Origin of the sequence: Nocardia implantans (genome assembly GCF_035544775.1) — a bacterium.
GTDB lineage: Bacteria > Actinomycetota > Actinomycetes > Mycobacteriales > Mycobacteriaceae > Nocardia > Nocardia implantans.
This window is the reverse complement of record NZ_JAYKYQ010000008.1, coordinates 258,856-281,331: the sequence shown is the minus strand read 5'-3', so window position 1 is coordinate 281,331 and position 22,476 is coordinate 258,856. Positions and strand designations below refer to the sequence as shown.

Below are 22,476 nucleotides of genomic sequence, written 5' to 3'. Positions count from 1 at the left end.
CCGAGTCAGCGGCGCCAGTCGTCGTAGTCGTCCTCGTCCCAGCGGGACAAGGAGTCGTCCGCGTCGTGCTCATCGGACAGCACACCACCCCGCTGGGAGTTGGGGCTTCCCGAAAGCTCGCGCTGAAGGCTCGCGAAGTCGGTCGTGGGCGAGCTGTACTTCAGCTCGCGTGCGACCTTGGTCTGCTTTGCCTTAGCCCGGCCACGGCCCATGGCTGACCCCCTCGCGTCACAGCGGGGCGGCCTGGGGTTTGGTGGCGGCCCCGTTCGAATTAATACTCTTCCTGACAGACACTTTAGCGTGTGTCCGGCGGTCTCGCTTCCAGGAGTGGGTGAAGAACTCCGGAACCGGTGCCGTTTGCCCGCTTGTCGCCCTGCCGTGGAATACCTAGACCACCCCCGGTATCGCGCGAATCACACCCACTCGTGCGCCTCCGCCGAGCACCGCGGGGGCCGCCAGCTCCGCGTGCGCGTCGGTCCACTCGATCCCCATTCGATGCAGAATCGCCAGCGTCAGCGGCATTCGCGCGCGATCGTGCCCGTCTTCGATCTTGTACGCGAAAGCCGATCCGTCCGGCAGCGCCCCCGCGTGCACGCCGTCCGCGCCGATCTTGCACACCAGCCCCGGAGTGGCCCGCATGGTCAGTAGATCGGGCGCGTTCGTGCCGGAAATCACTCGCGGGTGCGCCCGCACCGCGTCGGCGACCCGCCGTTCCGGGCTCCCCGGCTCGGCCGTGGCCATGGCCGAGAACACCCGCGCGAGGTTGACCAGGGACACCGGGATGATCGGCAATCCGCAGCCGTCGATGCCGAGATCGGCTTCCGGCTCGCCGGTCAGCTCGGCCACGGTCGCGATCACCGCGCGCTGCAGCGGATGCGCCCTGTCCTGGTAGCCCTCCGTCGGCCAGCCGTTGATCGCACAGGTCGCGAGCATTGCCGCGTGCTTGCCCGAGCAGTTCATGTAGATCGGGTGCGGCTGTCCTCCGCCGGACAGCAGCGCGGTGCGCGCGCCCTCGTCGTACGGCAGATCGGCCGGACAGGCCAAGGACGAATCGGGCAGGCCGAACCGGTCCAGCAGCCTGCGGACCAGCGCGACATGGTCGGGCTCGCCGTAGTGCGAGGCCGTGGCGATGGCGAGCTCGGCGTCGTCGACCGGTTGAAAACCATTGCGCAGCAAGGTGATCGCCTGCATCGGTTTGTTCGTCGAGCGCGGGAAGATCGGCAGATGCACTTCGCCGAGTTCGAGGGTGGGCTCGCCCGCGGCGTCGAGCACCACCACCGAGCCGCGGTGCACGCATTCGCGGAAGCCCGAGCGGACCACCTCGACCAGTTCCACACTCACGATTTCGCTCCCGTGCCGATGTCGTCGGTGCTTGCTGTCACGTGGCGGTGCGCGGCGGCGCGCCCGGCGTTGCCATGCCTGCGCGCGTGCCGTCGCACCTGCATACGCACGTCGTCGGAGATGGTCGGCTCGTCGGCGAGCAGGATCGCCAACAGGTCCGGATCGGCGCCGGTGAACAGGTCGCGGACCGTGACGCCGTGCGCGGGGACGTGCACCACCGAGATCCGGTCGCCCGCTCCGATCGTGCCCTCGGTGAGCACCCGCAGGTAGGCGCCGGTGTCGCTGCGCAGGGCGAACCGTTTGACCCACTGCTGCTCGCCGCTCCAGTGCTGGAACGTGGCGCACGGCACGCGCGGAGCGCTCACCTCCAGCAAGGTGTCGCCGACCGACCAGCGCGCGCCGATCACCGAGTCGCTGACGGGGAGGCCGCGCACACGCAGGTTTTCGCCGAACCAACCCGCGGGCAGTTCCCGGCCCAGCTCCGTGCCCCAGCGGCGGGCGTCCTCGTCGGCGTAGGCGTAGACGGCTTGGTGGACGCCACCGTGGTCCTTGGTGTTGCAGACGTGATCGCCATCCAAGCCCAAGGCGCGCACCGCGACCCGTCCCGCCACCGGCCGCTTGTCGATGGCACTGCGACCGACTCGACCCGGCACCTCGATATCGGCGTGCACCACGCACGCCGCGAGCACCTCTCCGGAATCACCGACGCGCATGAACGGCGCTCCTCTCGTCTGGAATGGGGAGCTCGGCATCGAGCAAAGGTGCGGATGACGGCTGAGGGAAGGCCCCCGCCTGCCGGTGGTCGGTCAACAGGTCAGCGCCCGCGCAGCCGGTCGACCGCGAGACGGCCCGCCTGCGGTTCGTCGTCGGCGGGCACCGAGTCGGGATCGATGGACGCCGCGACCGGGCCCGCGACCAGCGCGGTGTCGGCCGGAACCGCGCGCTTGATCAGCGCGAGGGCGATCGGACCCAGTTCGTAGTGGTCGACGACCGTGCCGAGCCTGCCGACCGCGCGGCCGCCCGCGGTGACGTCGTCGCCGGTGGCCGGGCGTTCGTCCGCCGAGCCGTCCAGGTGCAGCAGCAGCAGGTGCCGCGGCGGCTTGCCGAGATTGTGGACCCTGGCCACCGTCTCCTGGCCGCGGTAGCAACCCTTGTCCAGGTGGACCGCTCCGTGTTCGGCGACGCCGCCGATCCAGCGAGCCTCGTGCGGGATGGTCCGCTCGTCGGTGTCCAGTCCGATCCGCGGGCGCACGGCCGCGACTCGCAACGCCTCGAACGCCCACATTCCGGCGGGGACGGCGCCCGCCGCGGTGAGCCGGTCCCACAGGCCGGTCAGCTGGTCACGCGGGACGACCAGATCGAAGGACTCGGCCGTCGGCCACGGCATCCGGCGCAGGAATCCGCCGCCGGGCAGCGGGGTGGCCTCGTAGACCCCGGGAAGGGCGGTGATGCCCAGCGTCTCGGTCAGCGCGGCCACACCTGGGCCGAGCAGGCTCAGCACCGCGTGGTCGGCGGCTTCCGGCTTGGCATCGGCCCAGAAGACCATCTTCTGCAGGAACGCCAGCAGGTCGGGTCCGCGCTCGGCCTCGGTATCGATCCAGACGGTCCCGTCCAGTTCGGTGAGCACGAAGTGATGCTGGACCCGGCCGTTCAGATCGAGGTCGAGGTTCTCGGCGGACTGCCCGTCGCCGAGGGCGGCGACATGCTGGCTGGAGATGGTGTGCAGCCAGGTCAGTCGCTCGCCGCCGGTGATGCGCAGAACGAATCGGTGCGACCGGTCGACGATCGCGGCGCGCTGTACCGCCGCGCGCTGCTCGCCGAACGGATCGCCGTAGTGCCAGGCGACGGCGGCGTCGGGCGAACCCGCCGCTCCCGCGACGGCTCCCGACACACTGAGGATGGGGCTGGGCGCAACGACCACGGACACCTCTCCCACTCTAGGCGGGCCCGCCCGGCCGTGCGCGAACCGGGCCACGGCGTCGCGGAACGGCATAGCGGATCGGCATTGTCCGAGCATTACGGCGGACCTCATGGGGAGGCCGCACAAAAGGTCTGGCAAAAGCGGCCGTGACATAGGCATTGTCCGCTCACACCGCCTACGCTCGTCGCATGGTGGATCGAGTTCTGGTAACTCTCGATGGCGCGGTCCGAGATGCGGATGCGCCGTTGTTGTTTGCGGACGATATTGGCGTATTGCGTGGCGACGGTGTCTTCGAAACGGTGCTCGTGCGCGCGGGAGTCGCGTGCGCGATCGAATTTCATCTAGGCAGATTGCGTCGCTCCGCACAAGCGCTCGATCTGCCCGAGCCCGAATTGGGCAAATGGCGCGAGGCGGTGGAGACCGCGGCCAAGGAGTGGGGCAGCGAACGCGAAGGCGTGATGCGGCTGGTGCTCACCCGCGGCCGCGACTGCGAGCTGGCCGGCACGCCCGACAAGGTGAAGACCGGCGACCTCGCCGCCGCCGTGCCGGTGCCGACCGCTTTCGTGCTCGTGGTGCCGGTGCCGGAGCGGGTCGAGAAGGCTCGCACCGAAGGCGTCGCCGTGGTGTCTTTGTCGCGCGGCATCTCGATCGACCTCGCCCAGGCCGCGCCGTGGCAGCTGCTCGGGGCCAAGACGCTGTCCTATGCCACCAATATGGCCGCCCTCCGGTTCGCCGCGCGCATGGGCGCGGATGACGTGATCTTCACCAGCACGGAGAACCGGGTGCTGGAGGGACCGCGCTCCACCGTGGTGATCGCCCGCGACAAGCAGTTGATCACCCCGCCCGCGAAGAACGGGGTGCTGCCCGGCGTCACCCAGCGCGCGCTGTTCGCCGAAGCCGAGAAGGCGGGCTGGCAATGCCGCTACGACTCGCTGTTCACCGCCGATCTGCTCACCTGCGACAGCATCTGGATGCTGTCGAGCATTTCGCTTGCGGCGCGGGTCAATTCGCTGGACGGGCTGCGGATGTCCGCGCCGGACAACGCCGAAGAGATCATCGGGCTGGTCGATCGCGGCATCGAGCGAGCGGGAGCCATCGGCGACTGGTGATGCTGTGCCGCCCCTCCGGGTCTTCAGGCCGTACTGGTTGGGAGGCGGGTGGGTTGGTCACAGGTCCTGCGTGGGGTGCCGCGCGAGTTCTGGGCGTACCCGGTGAGTTACCCATGTACTTGCGAGATCAGTTGTCGCGTTGGCCGGTGTGATCGGTTGTCGCGTCGGCTGGGTTGCTCGGTTGCGTCTGGCTGGGTTGCTCGGTTGCGTCTGGCTGGGTTGCTCGGTCGCGTGGGCTGCGGTGATCGGTCGCGTGGGCTGCGGTGATCGGTCGCGTGGGCTGCGGTGATCGGTCGCGTGGGCTGCGGTGCTCGGTCGCGTGGGCTGCGGTGATCGGTCGCGTCGGCTGGGTTGCTCGGTCGCGTTGGCCGGGTGCTCGATCGCGTGGGCTGGGGTGATCAGTCGCGTCGGCTGGGGTGATCGGTCGTGTCGGCTGGGCGCGGATTGCCGCATCGTCGCCGTGATCGGCGTCGCTTCGTGATCTGCGTCCTACTCGGGCGGGCACGGGACGGCGATGAGCACGGAAAACAAGCTGCGACAGGCGAAATCACCCCTGGTAGCGTGGCCTAGGACGCATTGTTCGCCGCCTGTTCCGGCGTAGGCTTACTACGACATGTAGTAGATACGCAGGAGGCCGGCTTGAACGCCTTGGACATCTCCCGATGGCAGTTCGGCATCACCACCGTTTATCACTTCCTCCTGGTGCCGCTGACCATCGGGCTCGCGCCGCTGGTGGCGGCCATGCAGACGGCCTGGGTCGTCACCGGCAAGCAGCACTGGCTGCGACTGACCAAGTTCTTCGGCAAGCTGTTCCTGATCAACTTCGCCCTCGGCGTCGCGACCGGCATCGTGCAGGAGTTCCAGTTCGGCATGAACTGGAGCGAGTACTCCCGATTCGTCGGTGACGTGTTCGGCGCTCCGCTCGCACTGGAAGGCCTGATCGCCTTCTTCATGGAGTCGACCTTCCTCGGGCTGTGGATCTTCGGCTGGACCCGGTTGCCGAAAGTGCTGCACCTCGGCGCGATCTGGATGGTCGCGATCGGCGTGAACGCCTCGGCGTACTTCATCGTCGCGGCCAACTCGTTCATGCAGCATCCGGTCGGCGCCCGCTACAACCCGGAAACCGGTCGCGCGGAACTGGAGAGCATCGTGGAGGTGCTCACCAACAACACATTGCTGGCGGCTTTCCCGCACGTGGTGGCCGGTTCCTTCCTCACGGCGGGCACCTTCGTCATGGGCATCGCGGGCTGGTGGATGGTGCGCAACGCGCGCAGCGGCGACCCGGTGAAAACGGCCGAGGCGCGCCAGATGTGGCGGCCGGCGGCGCGGGCGAGCATCGTCGTGGTGATCGCGGCGATGGGCGCTCTGGTCTACACCGGCGACGTGCAGGGCAAGCTGATGTTCGAGCAACAGCCGATGAAGATGGCGTCGGCGGAATCGCTGTGCCACACCGCCTTGGATCCCGATTTCTCCGTGCTCACCGTCGGCACGCACAACAACTGCGACAGCGTGACGCATGTGCTCGAAGTGCCCTATGTGCTGCCGTGGCTGGCGAAAGGGGAGTTCACCGGCGTGACGCTGGACGGCGTCGTCGACCTGCAGAAGACCTACAACGAGAAGTTCGGCGTCGGTGACTACCGGCCCAACCTGTTCGTCACCTACTGGTCGTTCCGCGCCATGATCGGGCTGTCGGCGGGGTCGGCGCTGCTCGCGCTGGCCGGACTGTGGCTGACCCGCCGCGGACGGGTGCCGGACCAGCGGTGGTTCTCCTGGCTGAGCCTGCTGGCCATCCCCACCCCGTTCCTGGGCAACAGCGCCGGGTGGGTGTTCACCGAGATGGGGCGGCAGCCCTGGGTGGTGGCGCCCAACCCCACCGGCGATCCGAACCTGCGCCTGACCGTGCAGCAGGGCGTCTCGGATCACGCGCCGGGCGTCGTGCTGTTCTCGCTGATCGTCTTCACCCTGCTGTACGGCGCGCTGGCGCTCGTGTGGTTCTTCCTGATGCGCCGCTACGTCGTCCACGGACCCGATCCGGCCGCGCCCGCCGCGGTCGAACCGCACGACACGGACGCGGCGTCGGGCGGCCGCCGCGCCGAAGAGCCCGCTGTCGAACAACTTTCGTTCGCCTACTAGGAGCCGGCGATGAGTTTGCAAGAGTTCTGGTTCGTCCTGATCGGTGTGTTGTTCACCGGCTACTTCGTGCTGGAGGGCTTCGATTTCGGCGTCGGCATGCTCATGCCGATCCTCGGCAAGGGCTCCGACCGGCGCAGGCGCGCGGTGCTCAACACGATCGGGCCGGTGTGGGACGCCAACGAGGTCTGGCTGATCACCGCGGGCGCCGCGATGTTCGCCGCCTTCCCGGAGTGGTACGCCAGCCTGTTCTCCGGGTTCTATCTGGCGTTGCTGCTGGTGCTCGTCGCGCTGATCCTGCGCATCTGCGCCATCGAGTACCGCGGCAAGATCGATGACCCGCGCTGGCGCGCCCGCTGCGACATCGGCATCGGCATCGGCTCCTGGGTGCCCGCGCTGGCCTGGGGCTGGGTGTTCGCGAATGTCGTGCGCGGGGTCCCGCTGAACGAGAAGAAGCAGTTCGCGGGCTCGGTGGCGGACCTGTTCGGGCCCTACGCCCTGCTCGGCGGGCTGGCGACCGGACTGTTGTTCGCCTTGCACGGAGCGATGTTCCTGGTGCTCAAGACGGCGGGCGAGGTTCGCGACGACGCCCGGCGCACCGCTCGGCTGCTGCTGGTACCGGCCGTGGTCGTCGTCGGCGGATTCGGGTTGTGGACCCAGCTGGCCCACGGGACCGGCTGGACCTGGATCCCGCTGGGGCTGGCGGTGCTCGGCTTGGTCGTGGCGGCGGCGGCCGATGTCGCTCAGCGCGACGGGTGGGCGTTCACCGGCACCACGGTGACCGTCGCGGCGGCGACCGCGCTGCTGTTCGGTTCGCTGTTTCCCGCGGTGCTTCCCTCGACGATCGATGCGGCGTTCGACCTGACGGTCTACAACGCGTCCTCGACGCCGTACACGCTGAAGGTGATGAGCTGGGCCGCGGCGCTGGTCACGCCGGTCGTGCTGGTGTACCAGGGTTGGACGTACTGGGTGTTCCGCAAGCGGATCACCGTCGAGCAGATCCCGCCCCCGGTCGGCCTGCCCCTGCGGACAGCGCGGGATTGACGTCATGGCCCGCCCGCCGGTCGATCCCCGTTTGTGGCGCTATGCCCGCTCGGCGCGTAGCTACCTCGCGCTGAGCGTGGCGCTGTCGCTGGTCGTCACCGGCGCGATCGTGGTCGCGGCGGTGCTGATCGGACGGGTGCTCGCGGGCGTGGTCACCGATCCGGCCGCGCGCACGCTCGGCGTGTGGACGGCCGAACTGGTCGGACTCGCGGTCGCGATCGCCTGCCGGGTGCTCGCCACCTGGTGGCAATCCCGGCTCGCGCACCGAGCGGGCGCGAGCGTGGTGGCGGAGCTGGAAGGCGCGGTGCTCGGCGCGGGGGCCCGGCTGTCGCCTCGCGAACTGGACGCGCGCCGAACCGAATTGGCCGTCGTCGTCGGCACGGGCTTGTCCGGGCTGCGCGGGTATCTGGTCGGCTACCTGCCCGCGCTGCTGCTGGCGGTGCTGGTCCCGCCGATCGTGCTCGCGGTCATCGCGGCACACGATCCGGCTTCCGGCGTGATCGTGGTGATCACCTTGCCGCTCATCCCGATCTTCATGATCCTCATCGGGCTGCTCACCCAAGGGCGTGCCGAAGCCACGCTCGCGGCCACCACCCGGTTGTCGGACCAACTGCTCGATCTGTTCGCGGGCATGCCGACGCTGCGTGCGCTCGGCCGGGAGAGCGGCGAGGCGGCACCGGACCAGCGGGGCGAGCCCGGACGCACCATGCAGCACCGCGTCCGCGCTCTCGGTGACGCCTTGCGCGAACGCACCATGCGCGCGCTGCGCATGGCCTTTTTGTCCTCGATGGTGCTGGAACTGCTCGCGACCCTGAGCGTCGCGCTGATCGCGGTCTCCATCGGCCTGCGGCTGGTGTTCGGCGAGATGAGCCTGTACGCGGGCCTGGTGGCGCTGGTGCTCGCCCCGGAGGTGTACCTGCCGCTACGCATGGTGGGCGAACGATTCCACGCCGCCCAGGACGGCATGGCGGCCGCGGATCGGGCGTTCGCGATCCTCGAGTCCACCCCTGCCGAGCGGGTCGCCAGCCAACTCGGCCATGCCATGCCGGGCGCGCCGCTCGTCCCCGAGGCCGCCGACAACGCGGTGCCGAGCCTGGTCGGCCCGTGTGCGGCCGCGCCCGACGGATCGGCCCGCGCCGACACCGGCAACGGCCGCCGCACCGCGTTGGAGGGAGCCTCGACGACGGCTCACCTCAGCGGCGCCGTGGGCCCCGACGCGGCGGCAACGACGACTCGGGGCGAACTGGCTGAGGGGTTGTCCGGACACGGCGTGAAAGGCGCAGCGGCGCGTACCGGTGGTGAGCCGGGCGAGTCGGCGCCCGCCGGTACTTACGACGGCCGCACCGAGCCGGGGGGAGTGTCGGCGACGGCTTACTACAGCAGCGCCGTGGGTTCCGGCGCGATGGCGACTCGTGGCGAGTTGGTCGAGGGGCTACCCGGCGAGGGTGTGCATGGTGAGGTGGCGGTCGTCGGTGAGTCGGCGCGCGTCGGTACACCCGACCGCCGCACCGCGCCCGCAGTCGAGGCGACGGCCGGTCGCCGCGGCCTTGTCGGCCCTGGCACGGTCGAACTTCGCGACCTCTGGGTCCGAGCACGCGACGGGTTCGCCCCCGCGGGGCTGTCGGCGATCTTGCGGCCGGGTGCGGTCACGGTGCTCGCCGGTGCCAATGGAAGCGGGAAATCGACCGCCGTGCAGGCTATTCTGGGCCTGATCACGCCCGACCGGGGTGCTGTGACGGTCGACGGTGTCGACGTGCGGGAACTGGACCCGGAGCGATGGTGGGCACGCGTGGCCTGGCTGCCGCAGCGTCCGGTTCTGGTGCCGGGCACGCTGCGGGACAACCTCGAATTGCTCGGCGCGCGCACGGCGGACCACGCCGCACGCGGTCCGGTGCGGGTCGTAGACGATCTCGAAGCCGCTTGCCTGGCAACCGGTTTCGACGCCGTGCTCGACGATCTGCCCGAGCGCTGGGACACCGTGGTCGGCCCCGGCGGCATCGGCCTTTCCCTCGGCCAGCGGCAACGCCTCGCGCTCACCAGGGTGCTGGCCACGGAGCGCCCGATCCTGCTGCTGGACGAGCCCACCGCACATCTCGACGCCGCCGCCGAAGCCACCGTGCTGGCCGCACTTCGGGCCCGCGCCCGTGCGGGCGCGACGGTGATCGTCATCGGTCATCGCCCAACCGTGCTGGCCGCCGCCGACCATGTCGTAGAGGTGCACTCGGACCGAGCGGAGGTCCCCCGACGTGTTCGCTGATCTGCGCCGCATGTGGGCGCTGCTGGAATTGTCCCGCTGGCGGGTCGCGGTGGCGATCGGGTGGGGCGTGCTGGCGCTGGGTAGCGGGCTCGGACTCGCGGCGCTGGCGGCCTGGTTGATCGCGCGGGCCTGGCAGATGCCGCCGGTGCTGGACCTGAGCGTCGCCGTGGTCGCGGTGCGCGCGCTCGGCATCTCCCGCGGCCTGTGCCGGTACCTGGAACGGCTCGCCACCCATGATGTCGCGCTGCGCGCCATGACGACCGCGCGAACCACGGTCTACCGGACGCTGGCTCGCTCGGATTTCTGGCTGCGCCGTCCCCGGGTCGCGGAGGACGGAGGCGACCGGACGGGGGTGAAGCCGCCGCGCCGCGGGGACCTCTTGGTCCGTATCGGCAGCGATATCGATGATCTGGGCGCAGTGGTGGTCCGCGTGTTCGTGCCGGTCGCGGTGGCCCTCGTGCTGTCGCTCGCGGCCGTCGGGCTCTTGGCGACAATTTCGCTCGCGGCCGCCGCGATCCTGGCAGGTGCGCTGGCCCTGTCGGGCATCGTCGCGCCGTGGTTGTCGGCAGAGGCGGCGTCCGAGGCGGAACGGGCTGTGCGCGCCGACCGGGCGGAGTTCACGGCCCAGGCCCTCACGGTGCTCGACCATGCCGCCGAACTGCGCGTCGCGGGCCGCCTCGACGCCGCCCTCGTCGCGGCGGGGAAAGCGTCGCGCCGCGCGGTCGCCGCGGAAGACCGGGCCGCCGCGCGCAGCGCCTGGTCGGCTGCCGCCACGCCGTTGTCCATCGGCGCCGCGGCACTCGGCGCCCTGCTCATCGGCATCACCCTCTACGGCCCGGACGGCGGCACTCCGGGCGCTATGACGCCGATGGCGCTCGTCGTCCTCGTCCTGCTACCGCTGTCGGCTTTCGAAGCGGTCGGCCCATTGCCCGCGGCAGCGCAAGCCCTGACCACGGCCCGTGCGGCGCTGCATCGCCTGGATCAGTTCGAACCCGATTCGCCCACAGCGTCGACGAACCCCGCACCGCGTGCCGTGCGTCCGCTGTCCACCGGAGGCGCGGCGAACGCCGCCGACCCCGCCGTCACCCCGGTATCCCGCCAGCTGACTTCCTGGGCCGGCGGTGACGGTACTTCCGCCGTCCTCCCGCCGCTTGCCGCGCGTTCGCTGCCGGCCGGCGGCGCGGCGAACGCCGCTGACCCAGCGGTCATCTCGCCATCCCGCCAGCTGACCTCCTGGACCGGCGGTGACAGTGCTTCCGCCGGAACCGACTCCCGCCCGCATTCCGGCGGCATCGACGCGGCTCCTTCGCAGCCCACGGGCGACGTCGGCTGGAAGGGATCTGCGGGCGCGGCCGACCCATCCGCCGCCCGGCTCGGAGCGGAACCGGAGCCGGGAGGGGAACCGGAACCTGGACGACCGTGGGCAAGCGTCTCCAACCCGGGCCGCCCCGTCGACGCGCGCGTGCCGGACCTCCCCGGTGGCCGCCGGATCGCCGTGGTCGGCCCCAGCGGCGCGGGCAAGACCACCCTGCTGATGCACTGGGCCGGATTGTTCGACACGCCCCGCCCCGGCGTCACCTTCTTCGCCGAGGACGCGCACCTGTTCGGCACATCCGTACTCGAGAATCTGCGGGTAGCCCGCGGTGACCTGACCGAGGAGGAAGCCGAAGCGGCATTGCGGAAGGCGGGTCTCGGCGACTGGCTGAACGGGCTGCCGCAGGGCGTGCACACCGATCTCGTCGGGGGAGCGGCAGCCGTGTCGGGCGGCCAGCGCCGCCGCATCCTGCTCGCCCGCGCACTGGCCGCGCCGGCGCGGGTGCTGCTGCTGGACGAACCGACGGAACACATGGAGGGCGAGGCGGGAGCGAAGTTGCTGCGCGATCTGCTCGACGCCGACAGCGGCCTCGTCGAATCGGACCGCACCGTGGTCGTCGTCACACATCAGCTACCGGAGGGGCATCGGGCCGACGCGGTACTGCGAATCTCCGCATCGGGGCAGGTCACGACCGACTTCACGGGGCGAGGAAGCGCCGATTCCGCCCACCGAGAAATTCCGTTGCCGAGCTACTGACGTATCGCTAGATTCGTTCGTACACGAGGAAGGAGGTGGTTCGAAGAATGGTTATTCATAGGACACGTGAGGTGGCTGTCCGCTAGCGCCACCGCTGCAGGTGGATTTCGCCCGCGCGAGCGCTGAGCGAATTCCAGGCAGTCACCCGGCCCCCGAGCCCCGGTCCGTCCGACCGGACCCGTGCGACCACAATCGCACCGGTATGGCTCGGGGGCTGTTCTGTTCCGCCTCTCCGAGCATTCATGCCGTACTAGTGGGGTGGGCCTGGGTTGATCACAGGTCCTGTGTTGGGGATGTGTGTGGGTTCTGGCCGTACCCGGTGAGTTGCTCGCGAGATCAGGTGAGTCCTCCAGCCGAGATCCGCCTGGACCTCGGTCAGTCGGTGCCTTCGACAATTCGGAAGTCGCGCTCGACGCCGTCGGAGAGGGCGGCAAGCGCCTCCTGGTAGGCCGCGCTCTCGCGCGCCGCGACGGCCTGCTCGAAGCTGTCGAACTCGATCAGGATGGTGCGCCCGGCGATTCCGGCGTCATACGCCACGACCCGACCGCCACGGCTGAGGACTCGACCGCCGCCGGCCCTGACGGCCGGACCGGCCAGCTTGTCGTAAGCAGCCAGCTTCTCCGGGTCGGAAATGGTGCGATAGACGCTGACCCAGTAGCCCTTGGGCATGGAACCTCCAGTGTGGGGATGAGTACATGTGACTTACGGGTTGGTCTCGGAGGAGAGCCGGCGGGCGAGAGCGAGGCTTGTCAGCGCCATGGCGCGATGCCGACCAGCGCCGCAGTGGTGTCGGCGCTGTCGCCGGGGAAGAGGCGGCCGGGGCCGGTGCCCGCGGCCAGGATCAGGCCGTGGGCCAACCGCAGCTGCTCGGTAGGTCTTGGCATGCTTGCCGTACGAGCCGATCTCCACCGGATCCATCCGGATCTGCTCAGCGAGCTGGGCCACAACCACCGGCGGCGCCGTGAGGCAGGCAGCCGTGTGCTGCACCCACCGGTATCGCGCGCGCCGGAAGCCAGCCGGTATCGCGTTGGGAGACGCGGACCACGGCAGGGCTCGGTGAACCGGAAACCGTCAGCCGATGTAGCGCTGCAGGCGGGCCGAGAGGCGAGGTTCGAGCGGGCCGTCGGCTACCACGCGTTCCTCGACGTAGGCGAGGTCGCCGCCCTCGACGATGCCGTAGAGGCGTTTGGCTCCGCCGACGACTACGCCGGACTGGCTGCGGATCACCACGTCGGTGGCCAGTTCCCAGGACGACTGGGTCAGCGCTTGCCCGTAGAACAACTCCACGATGCCGCTGCTGTGCGACAGCAGCAATTCGATGACCTCGTCGTTGCCGTCGATGCCGACCCGCCAGAAGCCGCTCTCGCGCAGGTCGGGGCCGCCGTAGTTGCCGTCGGCCTCGATGACCCAGGACCGGGATTCCCAAGAGAGATAGTCGCCGCCGTCGTGGGAGACGACGATCTGCTGGCCGAAGCGGTAGTCCCCGCGCTCGGGATCGTTGCCCTCACCCTCGCCGCGCCACACGCCAACCATCGGGAGCAGCGCGAGCATGGAGGCGCTCAGGTCCGGGCCGAGGCGCAGGTTGGCCGTGTCCTCGGGCAGCGGAAGATCCGGTAGGACCGGGATGTTGCGGACGCCGGTCGATTTCGCCCGTTCGGCAGCCTCGGCTACGGCCTGGTCACCGCTGCGGCGACCGGCGGAATCGGCCGGAGCGTTGCCGTTCAGTTGTTCACTCGCTCGCTCGGCCGGGTTGGAACCTTCGCTCGCGAGTTCGCTCATGATTCGGTGAACAGCCGGTAGAAGACGTAGAGGCCGAACCAGCCGATCAGGACGGCCACGGCCACCAGCAGAATCTCGAAGAAGAGGACCACGATCCGAGTCTAACGACCCCCTCGCGGCGGCACGCAAACGGCCCCGGTGCTTCCGCGGAGCGGAAAGCGACCGGGGCCGTTCGACCGTGTGGGTCCTACTTGGCGACCGCGACGTCGACCGAGTGGATGCCGGCGCCTTCGGGGCGCACCTCGGCGGAACCGTTGCCGGCGGAGGAGAGCGCGCGGACGGTCCACGAGCCGGGAGCCGCGAAGAACCGGAAGTCACCGGTGCCCGACGCGACGACCTCGGCGGTGAAATCACCGTTGCCGTCGAGCAGGCGCACGAACGCCCCGCCCACCGGCTGGCCGTCGGTGCTCAGGACACGGCCGGTGATGACCGTCTCCTTCTCCACGTCGACGCCGGCCGGGATGGCCTGACCCTGGGTAGGTGCTGCACACATGTCGATTACTCTCCCAACTCGATCGGAGCGCCGACGAGCGAGCCGTATTCGGTCCAGCTGCCGTCGTAGTTCTTGACGTTCTGGTGGCCGAGCAGTTCCTGCAGCACGAACCAGGTGTGCGAGGAACGCTCGCCGATCCGGCAGTAGGCGATGGTCTCCTTCTCGCCGTCCAGTCCGGCTTCCTTGTAGATCTCGGCCAGCTCGGCGTCGGACTTGAAGGTGCCGTCCTCGTTCGCGGCCTTGCTCCACGGCACGTTGATGGCGCCGGGGATGTGGCCGGGACGCTGGCTCTGCTCCTGCGGCAGGTGCGCGGGAGCCAGGATCTTGCCGCTGAACTCGTCGGGCGAACGCACGTCGACCAGGTTCTTGGTGCCGATGGCCGCGATGACCTCGTCACGGAAGGCGCGGATGTTCAGATCGGGCGCCGACGCCTTGTACTGGGTGGCGGGCCGGTTCACCGGCTCGGTCGACAGCGGGCGGCCGTCGAGCTCCCACTTCTTGCGACCGCCGTCGAGCAGCTTGACGTTGTTGTGGCCGTACAGCTTGAAGTACCAGTAGGCGTACGCGGCGAACCAGTTGTTGTTGCCGCCGTACAGGATGACCTCGTCGTCGTTCGAGATGCCGCGCGCCGAGAGCAGGTCGGAGAACTGCTCCTGGTTCACGAAGTCGCGACGAACCTGGTCCTGCAGGTCCTTCTTCCAGTCGAGCCGGACGGCACCCTCGATGTGACCACCGTCGTAGGCGGAGGTGTCCTCGTCGACCTCGACGAACACGACGCCGGGGGCGTTGAGGTTCTCTTCGGCCCAGTCAACGGAGACCAGGACATCGGAGCGAGCCATTGTTTTCCTTTCAGAGATGACGTGCAGGGTCAGTTCGATGCCGGTGACGGGGTCCGGCGGAGTCGGGCTACCAGTGGATAGATCCGGCAACCCAGGCAGAGCCCGAACGCCGCGTTCAGGAACGCCGCGAACAGGGCGAAGCCGGCGAACACCGCGCCGACGACTGTGGAGCCGAGCGCGAAGCCCAGCAGGCTGACGGCCGCGAACACGAAACCGAGCAGCTGCGCGAACCGCAGCGGAGCCGTCGGCTCGGTCTCGGTGGCCGGCGCGAGACGCGGCGCGACGAACGCCGCGTAGATCCGGCCGTAGGGGTGTCGGCGCGGGCCGAGGGCGGCGCCGACCGCGAAGACCACCGCTTGCAGGGCGATCAGCACCCCCGCGGCGACCGCCGAGACCGCGGCGGCGAGCAGGACCGCGACGAGGACGCCGGTGGTCACCCAGGCGGCGAAACGCGGTCCGCGCACATCGACCTGATCGGAGGAAACGGGGGTGGCTTCGAAAGTGTTACGGATCTCGGTGGACATTGTGCGTACTCCTGCGCTGAAAAAGTCCGATGACTGCAAATTTGCCAATCGCCGGGGGATCGTGAGATCACTCGCGCGGCGGGCAGAGGTCGGCGTCAGGAAATTCGGGGAAGCCGACCGATCAGCGGCACAGGCAGCAACAACCACCGAGCCGACACAGATCCACTGTGCGGCGTCGGGTGAGCATCAGCTCGTGGTTGGCAAGCACGAGAGCAGTTTACCCAATTCGGCGGGGGAATATGGAGCGGGGGTGGATCTCGGCCGTCGAGGGGACTTGTCGTCGCAGGTCAGGCCGCTGCGGTCAGCGGCTCCAGCGCGGAGTGCAGATCCGTGGCCTTCGGCACGCCGGAGATGCGGAACCGTTCCCTGCCCTCGGTGTCGAAGACGAACGTGGTGGGCAGCGAGAGCACATTGAGCTCTCTGGCGAGAGCGGGCTCTGCGTCGATGTCCACCTCGATGTCCTGCGGCGGCTGCGGTGATCCCGCGAGCTGGTCCGTCACATTGGCAACCACCCGGCGAACAGCGGAGCACGGTCCGCACCACTCGGCGGAGAAATGCAGCACCGCGGGACCGGCTCCGGTCACCCCGACGGCCGCCAGCAGGTCCGCGCGGGCGGAGTGGGACAGGTCGATACCGTCGGCCGCGCGGATCTTGCCCTCGCGCCGGCGCAGCAGGACGCCGACCGCCAGAGCGGCGAGCAGAACTACTGCGAGGATGGTGACTTGGATCATGGTCTTTGCAATCGGTCGAGGTCGATCGTGACGTTCACGCCCTTGCCCTCCACCACGATCTGACCGCCCTGGGCGGAGACCTTGGTCGGCCGGACACCGAACGGCAATTCCTTGGTGTCGATGGTACGGGTGAACCGGGCGAGCACCGCTGGGCGGTCGGCCTCGGTGATCACCGCCACAGGCATCGTCTCGGTGCCGGGCGGGCCGCGGTAGAAGCCGGTCGCCACGATCTTCACCTGATCGCCGTCGAGCAGCAGATCGGCCTGCACGCTGACCTTCTCACCGCCGTACTGCGCGCCGGGCGTCTCCGGCATGGTCCCGGTGAGCACCAGCGCGCCCGTGGTGGTCATGCCGGAACCGCCGGACCCGCCGGTCCCGTCGGACTTGTCCGCTGGCCGGGAATGCACCTGCAGATCGGGGATGCCGAACAGCCTGCCGAGTTCGGTCGGCTCCACCCGCAACCGGCTGTCCACCCGCTCCACCGGGACGCCGCGCAGGCTGCCGTCGACCAGTTCGCCGACCGGCAGCCGCACCCCGGTCAGCGTGGCCTCCAGCGCTATCTCGCCGGGGATGTCCTCTCGCTTCGCGCGCGCCCGGATCTCGACGTGGTCGTAGCGGCTGTCCCAGGCCTGCCCGAGGAAGGGGAAGCCGTGGATCGTCACCTCGGGGTCCGCGGTGAGATCGGCGCCGTCGCGCAGCGCCCTGGACACGCGATATTCCGAGTAGGCCGCGGTGCTGAAGTCGACGACGATGGCGAACCCAGCCAGACACAGCAGGCCGATGATCAGCTTGCGCATGCTCCCCCGTCTCTCCGGGTCTCGGGCCGCGGCGGCCGGAAGCCGCACGGCGCGCGTTCGGCTACCGCCTCGGGCGCCCCGGTGACAGGGGGCATGCCCGATACGTAACCCATGTACGCACCATATCGGTTGGCCCGAGCCCGGCTACCGGGTGTCCTCCGGTGCGCCCGTCGCACCCGGAATGCGTGGTCATGCCTTGTTACGCGCTAATCTTGCATCCGATTACCTGTGATTAGCGACGTGGCCGCGGCGGTGCTGCCGCAGCCGCGTGGCTACGAGATGGGAGGAGGGCCCGTGGAGCTGCTCCTGCTTACCTCCGACCCCAACCCCGAGTCGGTGTTGCCCTCGCTCGCGCTGCTCGCGCACAACGTGCGGCCCGCGCCGACGGAGGTGGCTTCGCTGCTCGAGGCAGGCACCGCGGACGTCGCGCTGGTGGACGCGAGAACCGACCTGGCCGCGGCCCGCGGACTGTGCCGCTTGCTCGGCAGCACCGGGTCGTCGGTGCCGGTCGTCGCGGTGCTCACGGAGGGCGGCCTGGTCGCGGTCAACGCGGATTGGGGCCTCGACGACATTCTGCTGCCCGGCACCGGCCCCGCCGAACTCGACGCCAGGCTGCGACTGCTGGTCGGCCGCAACGGCGGCGTGGCCAGCCCGGAGAACACCGGCAAGATCACCCTGGGTGAGCTGGTGATCGACGAGGGGACCTACACCGCGCGGCTGCGCGGCCGCCCGCTCGATCTCACCTACAAGGAGTTCGAGCTGCTGAAGTATCTCGCGCAGCACGCGGGCCGGGTGTTCACCCGCGCGCAACTGCTGCAAGAGGTGTGGGGCTACGACTTCTTCGGCGGCACCCGCACCGTGGACGTGCACGTGCGGCGGCTGCGCGCCAAACTCGGCAGTGAGTACGAGTCGCTGATCGGCACGGTGCGCAACGTCGGTTACAAGGCCGTGCGCCCGTCGCGCGCGGCGGTCAAGGGGGAGCCGGTGAACTTCCCGGACGACGACAACGAGGGCACCGACGATTCCTCGCTGACTCCGGTCAACGGCTCCGTGCAGTGATCGTCGGCGGGTCGCCTGGAGTTCGAACGCGCCCACGTCGAATCGGCGGGGCCGAAATGCCGGCTGCCGCCATGACGTTGCCAGGAACGGACTCCATACCGGGTCCGCCGGCTCGATGAACGGAGGCCGATGAGCGGCGCGACGACACACTGGACCGACCACCCCGATGCGAGTGCCGCGCGGGCGGTCAGCGATCTGCTCGCGCGTGCGACCGAGGCCGACGGAGTCGCCCCGGTCTCGGAGCAGGCCGTGCTGTCGCTGACGGCGGGCGCGGACACCGGAGCACGCCATCTGCTCGCGTGGCAGGAGGACGTCGTCGTGGGGTACGCGAATCTCGTTCCGGCCCATGGCGAACATCCCGCTATGGCCGAGGTCGCGGTCGACCCGGCCCGGCGCGGCCACGGCGTCGGCACCGATCTGGTCACAGCCGCACTGGCCGCGGGCGGTCCCGGCGCGCGGGTCTGGGCGCACGGCGACCGGCCTGCGGCCAAGGCCGTCGCAGCGCGGCTCGGGCTGCGGACGGCGCGTGAGTTGTGGCAGATGCGGCGGTCGCTGGCAACTCCTGAGCTACCAGAATTGGCCGTGCCGGACGACATCGAGTTACGCACCTACGCCGGTCCCGCCGACGACGCGGAACTGCTGCGGGTGAACGGCGCCGCGTTCGCCTGGCATCCGGAACAAGGTGCGTGGACCCGCCGCGACATCGAGATCCGCCGTGGCGAGTCCTGGTTCGACCCCGCCGGCCTGTTCCTCGCCTTCGATACCGCGGACCCCGAACATCTGCTCGGATTCCATTGGACCAAGGTGCATCAGGCGGAGCGTTCTCCGCTCGGCGAGGTCTACGTGGTCGGCATCGATCCGGCGGCGCAGGGGCGCGGACTCGGCCGGCTGCTCACCTCGGCCGGGTTGCACCACCTGCGGGACCGCGGGTTGGCCGAGGTTCTGCTCTACACCGAGGCCGACAACGTCGCCGCGGTGCGCACTTATACCCGTCTCGGATTCGCTCCCGCGCATGTCGACGTCGCCTACGCGGCGGCGGAGTTTGAATAGCAGGCGGCAGAACGGGTGTGCGCGAGTAAAACTGCGGCAAACGTCACATCTACCAGGCGCAATCGCGCCGGGCTGTTCACCCTCCGTTCACTCAGGTCGGTCCAACTGTCAACCACGTGACCTTAGGTTGAGTGAGGGCAGCACACTGCTGCCTGGTGCGCAAGTTCCCCGCGAACAGCACCACGACACCCGTCCGGGCCGGTGAGGGACCGGACGAGTAGGACGCCATTCCGGAGGAATAGTGAATCTCAAGCGCAGCAGCGCCCTCGTCGGTGTGCTGGCCGTCGGCGCCATGACGCTGGCCGCCTGTGGCAGCGACGACAACACCGCGACGGACACCGGCAACGTGGCCAAGGTCGACGTCGCGTGCGGCGGAAAGAAGGCCCTCAAGGCCAGCGGTTCTTCGGCGCAGAAGAACGCGATGGAGCGCTTCATCGCCGCGTATGAGAAGAACTGCGACGGCTCGACGCTCAACTACACCTCGAGCGGCTCCGGCGCCGGTGTGAGCGAATTCCTCGGTGGCCAGACCGATTTCGGCGGCTCGGACTCCCCCCTGAGCGCGAAGAAGGACGAGCCGAAGAAGGCCGCCGACCGCTGCGCCTCGCCCGCGTGGAACCTGCCGACCGTCTTCGGCCCGGTCGCCATCACCTACAACATCGACGGCGTGACCGATCTCGCGCTGGACGGCCCGACCGCCGCCAAGATCTTCAACGGCACCCTGACCACCTGGGACGCGCCCGAGATCAAGGCGCTGAACCCGAACGCCAAGCTGCCGTCCGAGCCGATCGCCGTGATCTTCCGCAGCGACGAGTCGGGCACCACGGACAACTTCCAGCTCTACCTGGACTCCGCCTCCGACGGCGCCTGGGGCAAGGGCGCAGGCAAGGCCTTCAACGGCGGCGTCGGCGCTGGCTCGAAGGGCAACGAGGGCACCTCGGCCGCGGTGAAGAGCACCAAGAACTCGATCACCTACAACGAGTGGTCGTTCGCGAAGGCGCAGAACCTGTCGATCGCGCGCGTCATCACCTCGGCGAGCAAGGACCCGGTGACGCTGAGCGTCGCCTCGGCGGGCAAGGCGATCGAGTCCGCGAAGATCTCCGGCCAGGGCAACGACCTGGTCATCGACACCTCCTCGTTCTACAAGCCGTCGGTGGCGGGCGCGTACCCGATCGTGATGCCGACCTACGAGATCGTGTGCTCGAAGTACTCCGACGCCGACACGTCGAAGGCGGTCAAGGCCTTCCTCACCTCGGCGGTCACCAACGGCCAGCAGGGCTTGGACGAGGCCGGGTACATCCCGATCCCGGAGCAGTTCAAGACCAAGCTGACCACCGCCATCAACGCCATCTCCTGATAGCAGCCCCACATGACCGTGCACGACGAAGTCGCCGCCGCTGACCGATCCGAGTCGACCGGCCGGCGAGCAGGCGGAGATACTGCGCTCATGCCGAGCAAGCCGAGCACCGAACCGGCCGCGAAGAGCGGTCGCCCGCACAGCCCGCGAGCGGAGATCATCTTCCGCTCGCTGGCGACGACGGCCGGTGCGATCATCGTCGCCTCCATCGCGTTGATCGCGCTGTTCCTGCTCATCCGGGCGGTGCCGTCGGTGCTGGCGAACGAGGCGAACTTCTTCACCAGTACCGAGTTCAACACCTCGGACGCCAACCACCTACGGTTCGGCATCCGGGATCTGTTCATGGTGACGGTGCTGAGTTCGATCTTCGCCCTGGTGCTCGCCGTTCCGATCGGCATCGGCATCGCGCTGTTTCTGACGCACTACGCGCCGAAGACGCTCGCGCGGCCGTTCTCGGTGGTCGTCGATCTGCTCGCGGCGGTGCCATCGATCGTGTTCGGTCTGTGGGGAATCCTGGTGCTCGCTCCGCAACTGGAGCCGATCCAGACCTTCTTGAACGACAACCTGGGCTGGCTGTTCCTGTTCGACGACGGCAACATCCCGCTGGCCAGCGGCGGCACGATCTTCACCGCGGGCGTCGTGCTCGCGGTGATGATCCTGCCGATCATCACCTCGGTCAGCCGTGAGGTGTTCAACCTCACCCCCCGCGCGCACATCGAGGCGGCACAGGCGCTCGGCGCGACGAAATGGGAAGTCGTGCGGATGACGGTGCTGCCCTACGGGCGCAGCGGCATGATCGCGGGCGCCATGCTCGGCCTCGGCCGCGCCCTCGGTGAGACGATCGCCGTGCTGATCGTGCTGAAGACGGCCGCGCAGCCCGGGCACTGGTCGGTGTTCGACGGCGGCTACACCTTCGCTTCCAAAATCGCCTCGGCCGCAGCGGAGTTCAGCGCCCCGCTGCCGACCGGCGCGTACATCGCGGCAGGCTTCGTGCTGTTCGCGCTGACCTTCGTCGTGAACGCGCTCGCTCGGCTGGCCGCGGGCGGAAGGGTGAACGGGTGATGACCTCATCGACTCTGGACCGGCCGATCAAGCCGCCCACCTTCCGGGATGTGAGCCTGTCGCGCCGGGTGCGCAACAACATCGCGACCGGCTTGGTGTGGCTGGCGTTCGCGATCGCGCTGGTGCCGCTGGCCTGGGTGCTGATCATGGTGATCAGCAAGGGGTTCAGCGCCGTGCTCCGGGCGGACTGGTGGCAGAACTCGCTGAAGGGCGTGCTGCCCAATCAGGTGGCGGGCGGCGTCTATCACGCCATCTACGGCACCATCGTGCAGTCGCTGGTCGCCACCGTGATCGCCGTGCCGCTCGGCATCATGGCCGCGGTGTATCTGGTCGAGTACGGCCGCGGCCTGCTGGCCAAGGTCACGACCTTCATGGTCGACATCCTGGCAGGCGTGCCGTCGATCGTCGCGGCGCTGTTCATCTTCGCGCTGTGGATCGCGACGCTCGGCTTCCCGCAGAGTTCGCTCGCGGTGTCGCTGGCGCTGGTGCTGCTGATGTTGCCCGTCGTCGTCCGCAGCACCGAGGAAATGCTCAAACTGGTGCCGGACGAACTGCGCGAGGCGTCCTACGCCCTGGGCATCCCGAAGTGGAAGACCATCGTGCGGATCGTGGTGCCCACCGCGCTGCCCGGCATGATCAGCGGCATCCTGCTGGCCATCGCCAGGGTGATGGGCGAGACCGCCCCCGTGCTGGTGCTGGTCGGCTACAGCAAATCGATCAACATGAACATCTTCGACGGCAATATGGCGTCGCTGCCGCTGTTGATCTACCAGGAGCTGGCCAACCCCGAAGCTGCCGGGCGCGAGCGGGTGTGGGGCGCGGCTTTGACCCTCATCATCATCATCGCCCTCCTGTACCTGGCGGCTGCGGTCCTCAACCGCCTGCTCACCCGGAACCGATAGAAGCGGAACGGAT

At 69.2% G+C, this 22,476-nt stretch carries 23 protein-coding genes; 10 read left to right on the top strand and 13 right to left on the bottom strand.

Features of this window, described 5'->3' with window-relative positions; all coding sequences use genetic code 11:
* Positions 1 to 5: 5 nt before the first annotated feature.
* The 5 genes from U3653_RS20470 to U3653_RS20450 all read right to left on the bottom strand — a co-directional run bounded on the left by U3653_RS20470 (position 6) and on the right by U3653_RS20450 (position 3,603).
* Positions 6 to 212, bottom strand: coding sequence for a DUF3073 domain-containing protein (locus U3653_RS20470; protein WP_067795154.1), 207 nt, complete (start codon positions 210 to 212; stop codon positions 6 to 8).
* Positions 213 to 387: 175 nt separating this feature from the next.
* Complete coding sequence (locus U3653_RS20465; protein WP_195078168.1) at positions 388 to 1,341, bottom strand: asparaginase; 954 nt, start codon at positions 1,339 to 1,341, stop codon at positions 388 to 390.
* Positions 1,338 to 2,054, bottom strand: a complete 717-nt coding sequence (locus U3653_RS20460; protein WP_195078169.1) for an MOSC domain-containing protein — start codon at positions 2,052 to 2,054, stop codon at positions 1,338 to 1,340. The genes U3653_RS20465 and U3653_RS20460 overlap by 4 nt, the downstream gene beginning before the upstream one ends.
* Before the next feature lie 101 nt (positions 2,055 to 2,155).
* Entirely contained in the window at positions 2,156 to 3,268 is a 1,113-nt protein-coding gene (gene ygfZ / locus U3653_RS20455; RefSeq protein WP_323124124.1) for a CAF17-like 4Fe-4S cluster assembly/insertion protein YgfZ, read from the bottom strand.
* Positions 3,269 to 3,369: 101 nt separating this feature from the next.
* A complete protein-coding gene (locus U3653_RS20450; RefSeq protein WP_323124170.1) occupies positions 3,370 to 3,603 on the bottom strand; it encodes a hypothetical protein in 234 nt (77 codons plus the stop codon).
* On the opposite strand from U3653_RS20450, the gene U3653_RS20445 reads away from it, so the two are divergent.
* The 5 genes from U3653_RS20445 (at position 3,508) to U3653_RS20425 (ending at position 11,873) form a co-directional block, all read left to right on the top strand.
* Positions 3,508 to 4,371, top strand: a complete 864-nt coding sequence (locus U3653_RS20445) for an aminodeoxychorismate lyase (RefSeq protein ID WP_324722429.1) — start codon at positions 3,508 to 3,510, stop codon at positions 4,369 to 4,371. The two genes, U3653_RS20450 and U3653_RS20445, sit on opposite strands and share 96 nt — an antisense overlap.
* Positions 4,372 to 5,010: 639 nt before the next feature.
* Entirely contained in the window at positions 5,011 to 6,504 is a 1,494-nt protein-coding gene (locus tag U3653_RS20440; RefSeq protein WP_195078172.1) for a cytochrome ubiquinol oxidase subunit I, read from the top strand.
* Between the two features lie 9 nt (positions 6,505 to 6,513).
* On the top strand, positions 6,514 to 7,545 hold the full coding sequence (cydB, locus tag U3653_RS20435; RefSeq protein WP_195078173.1) for a cytochrome d ubiquinol oxidase subunit II: 1,032 nt from the start codon (positions 6,514 to 6,516) through the stop codon (positions 7,543 to 7,545).
* A 4-nt stretch (positions 7,546 to 7,549) separates the two neighbouring features.
* A complete protein-coding gene (locus tag U3653_RS20430; RefSeq protein WP_195078174.1) occupies positions 7,550 to 9,802 on the top strand; it encodes an ABC transporter ATP-binding protein/permease in 2,253 nt (750 codons plus the stop codon).
* A 10-nt stretch (positions 9,803 to 9,812) separates the two neighbouring features.
* Complete coding sequence (locus tag U3653_RS20425) at positions 9,813 to 11,873, top strand: ATP-binding cassette domain-containing protein (RefSeq protein WP_435406578.1); 2,061 nt, start codon at positions 9,813 to 9,815, stop codon at positions 11,871 to 11,873.
* Positions 11,874 to 12,248: 375 nt separating this feature from the next.
* Here U3653_RS20425 and U3653_RS20420 read toward each other — a convergent pair whose 3' ends face one another.
* From U3653_RS20420 to U3653_RS20385, 8 genes are all read right to left on the bottom strand, one after another.
* Positions 12,249 to 12,542: a DUF1330 domain-containing protein gene (locus tag U3653_RS20420; protein ID WP_195078175.1), complete on the bottom strand. Its 294-nt coding sequence runs from the start codon at positions 12,540 to 12,542 to the stop codon at positions 12,249 to 12,251.
* Positions 12,543 to 12,622: 80 nt separating this feature from the next.
* A complete protein-coding gene (locus tag U3653_RS20415) occupies positions 12,623 to 12,757 on the bottom strand; it encodes a hypothetical protein (protein WP_323124126.1) in 135 nt (44 codons plus the stop codon).
* 187 nt (positions 12,758 to 12,944) lie between these two features.
* Positions 12,945 to 13,652 (bottom strand): heme-binding beta-barrel domain-containing protein, encoded by a 708-nt coding sequence (locus U3653_RS20410; RefSeq protein WP_195078176.1) that lies wholly within the window; start codon positions 13,650 to 13,652, stop codon positions 12,945 to 12,947.
* Positions 13,653 to 13,839: 187 nt separating this feature from the next.
* Entirely contained in the window at positions 13,840 to 14,145 is a 306-nt protein-coding gene (locus U3653_RS20405) for a DUF1416 domain-containing protein (protein ID WP_043686601.1), read from the bottom strand.
* 5 nt (positions 14,146 to 14,150) lie between these two features.
* A complete protein-coding gene (locus U3653_RS20400) occupies positions 14,151 to 14,984 on the bottom strand; it encodes a sulfurtransferase (protein WP_195078177.1) in 834 nt (277 codons plus the stop codon).
* Between the two features lie 29 nt (positions 14,985 to 15,013).
* On the bottom strand, positions 15,014 to 15,508 hold the full coding sequence (locus tag U3653_RS20395) for a DUF4395 domain-containing protein (RefSeq protein ID WP_195078178.1): 495 nt from the start codon (positions 15,506 to 15,508) through the stop codon (positions 15,014 to 15,016).
* Between the two features lie 287 nt (positions 15,509 to 15,795).
* On the bottom strand, positions 15,796 to 16,239 hold the full coding sequence (locus tag U3653_RS20390) for a thioredoxin family protein (RefSeq protein WP_195078179.1): 444 nt from the start codon (positions 16,237 to 16,239) through the stop codon (positions 15,796 to 15,798).
* Entirely contained in the window at positions 16,236 to 17,036 is an 801-nt protein-coding gene (locus tag U3653_RS20385; RefSeq protein ID WP_195078180.1) for an LmeA family phospholipid-binding protein, read from the bottom strand. The genes U3653_RS20390 and U3653_RS20385 overlap by 4 nt, the downstream gene beginning before the upstream one ends.
* A 294-nt stretch (positions 17,037 to 17,330) precedes the next feature.
* On the opposite strand from U3653_RS20385, the gene U3653_RS20380 reads away from it, so the two are divergent.
* The 5 genes from U3653_RS20380 to pstA all read left to right on the top strand — a co-directional run bounded on the left by U3653_RS20380 (position 17,331) and on the right by pstA (position 22,463).
* The gene (locus tag U3653_RS20380) at positions 17,331 to 18,095 is read left to right on the top strand and encodes a winged helix-turn-helix transcriptional regulator (protein ID WP_195078181.1); all 765 of its coding nucleotides are present in this window, start codon (positions 17,331 to 17,333) and stop codon (positions 18,093 to 18,095) included.
* Between the two features lie 129 nt (positions 18,096 to 18,224).
* Complete coding sequence (gene mshD / locus U3653_RS20375) at positions 18,225 to 19,145, top strand: mycothiol synthase (RefSeq protein WP_195078182.1); 921 nt, start codon at positions 18,225 to 18,227, stop codon at positions 19,143 to 19,145.
* Between the two features lie 241 nt (positions 19,146 to 19,386).
* Positions 19,387 to 20,499 carry a phosphate ABC transporter substrate-binding protein PstS gene (gene pstS, locus U3653_RS20370; protein ID WP_195078183.1) on the top strand — a complete coding sequence of 371 codons (1,113 nt, stop codon included), beginning with the start codon at positions 19,387 to 19,389 and terminating at the stop codon, positions 20,497 to 20,499.
* A gap of 90 nt (positions 20,500 to 20,589) precedes the next feature.
* Positions 20,590 to 21,561, top strand: coding sequence for a phosphate ABC transporter permease subunit PstC (pstC, locus tag U3653_RS20365; protein ID WP_195078184.1), 972 nt, complete (start codon positions 20,590 to 20,592; stop codon positions 21,559 to 21,561).
* Positions 21,561 to 22,463, top strand: a complete 903-nt coding sequence (pstA, locus tag U3653_RS20360; RefSeq protein ID WP_067795241.1) for a phosphate ABC transporter permease PstA — start codon at positions 21,561 to 21,563, stop codon at positions 22,461 to 22,463. The genes pstC and pstA overlap by 1 nt, the downstream gene beginning before the upstream one ends.
* Positions 22,464 to 22,476: the final 13 nt, after the last annotated feature.

Excerpts from the sequence above, each read along its gene's own strand:
- U3653_RS20470 (WP_067795154.1), bottom strand. The coding sequence starts at position 212 with ATGGGCCGTGGCCGGGCTAAGGCAAAGCAGACCAAGGTCGCACGCGAG.
- U3653_RS20460 (WP_195078169.1), bottom strand. The coding sequence starts at position 2,054 with ATGCGCGTCGGTGATTCCGGAGAGGTGCTCGCGGCGTGCGTGGTGCAC.
- U3653_RS20450 (WP_323124170.1), bottom strand. The coding sequence starts at position 3,603 with ATGAAATTCGATCGCGCACGCGACTCCCGCGCGCACGAGCACCGTTTC.
- cydB (WP_195078173.1), top strand. The coding sequence starts at position 6,514 with ATGAGTTTGCAAGAGTTCTGGTTCGTCCTGATCGGTGTGTTGTTCACC.
- U3653_RS20430 (WP_195078174.1), top strand. The coding sequence starts at position 7,550 with ATGGCCCGCCCGCCGGTCGATCCCCGTTTGTGGCGCTATGCCCGCTCG.
- U3653_RS20425 (WP_435406578.1), top strand. The coding sequence starts at position 9,813 with ATGTGGGCGCTGCTGGAATTGTCCCGCTGGCGGGTCGCGGTGGCGATC.
- U3653_RS20420 (WP_195078175.1), bottom strand. The coding sequence starts at position 12,542 with ATGCCCAAGGGCTACTGGGTCAGCGTCTATCGCACCATTTCCGACCCG.
- U3653_RS20415 (WP_323124126.1), bottom strand. The coding sequence starts at position 12,757 with ATGCCAAGACCTACCGAGCAGCTGCGGTTGGCCCACGGCCTGATCCTG.
- U3653_RS20410 (WP_195078176.1), bottom strand. The coding sequence starts at position 13,652 with ATGAGCGAACTCGCGAGCGAAGGTTCCAACCCGGCCGAGCGAGCGAGT.
- U3653_RS20405 (WP_043686601.1), bottom strand. The coding sequence starts at position 14,145 with ATGTGTGCAGCACCTACCCAGGGTCAGGCCATCCCGGCCGGCGTCGAC.
- U3653_RS20400 (WP_195078177.1), bottom strand. The coding sequence starts at position 14,984 with ATGGCTCGCTCCGATGTCCTGGTCTCCGTTGACTGGGCCGAAGAGAAC.
- U3653_RS20395 (WP_195078178.1), bottom strand. The coding sequence starts at position 15,508 with ATGTCCACCGAGATCCGTAACACTTTCGAAGCCACCCCCGTTTCCTCC.
- U3653_RS20390 (WP_195078179.1), bottom strand. The coding sequence starts at position 16,239 with ATGATCCAAGTCACCATCCTCGCAGTAGTTCTGCTCGCCGCTCTGGCG.
- U3653_RS20385 (WP_195078180.1), bottom strand. The coding sequence starts at position 17,036 with ATGCGCAAGCTGATCATCGGCCTGCTGTGTCTGGCTGGGTTCGCCATC.
- mshD (WP_195078182.1), top strand. The coding sequence starts at position 18,225 with ATGAGCGGCGCGACGACACACTGGACCGACCACCCCGATGCGAGTGCC.
- pstC (WP_195078184.1), top strand. The coding sequence starts at position 20,590 with ATGCCGAGCAAGCCGAGCACCGAACCGGCCGCGAAGAGCGGTCGCCCG.
- pstA (WP_067795241.1), top strand. The coding sequence starts at position 21,561 with ATGACCTCATCGACTCTGGACCGGCCGATCAAGCCGCCCACCTTCCGG.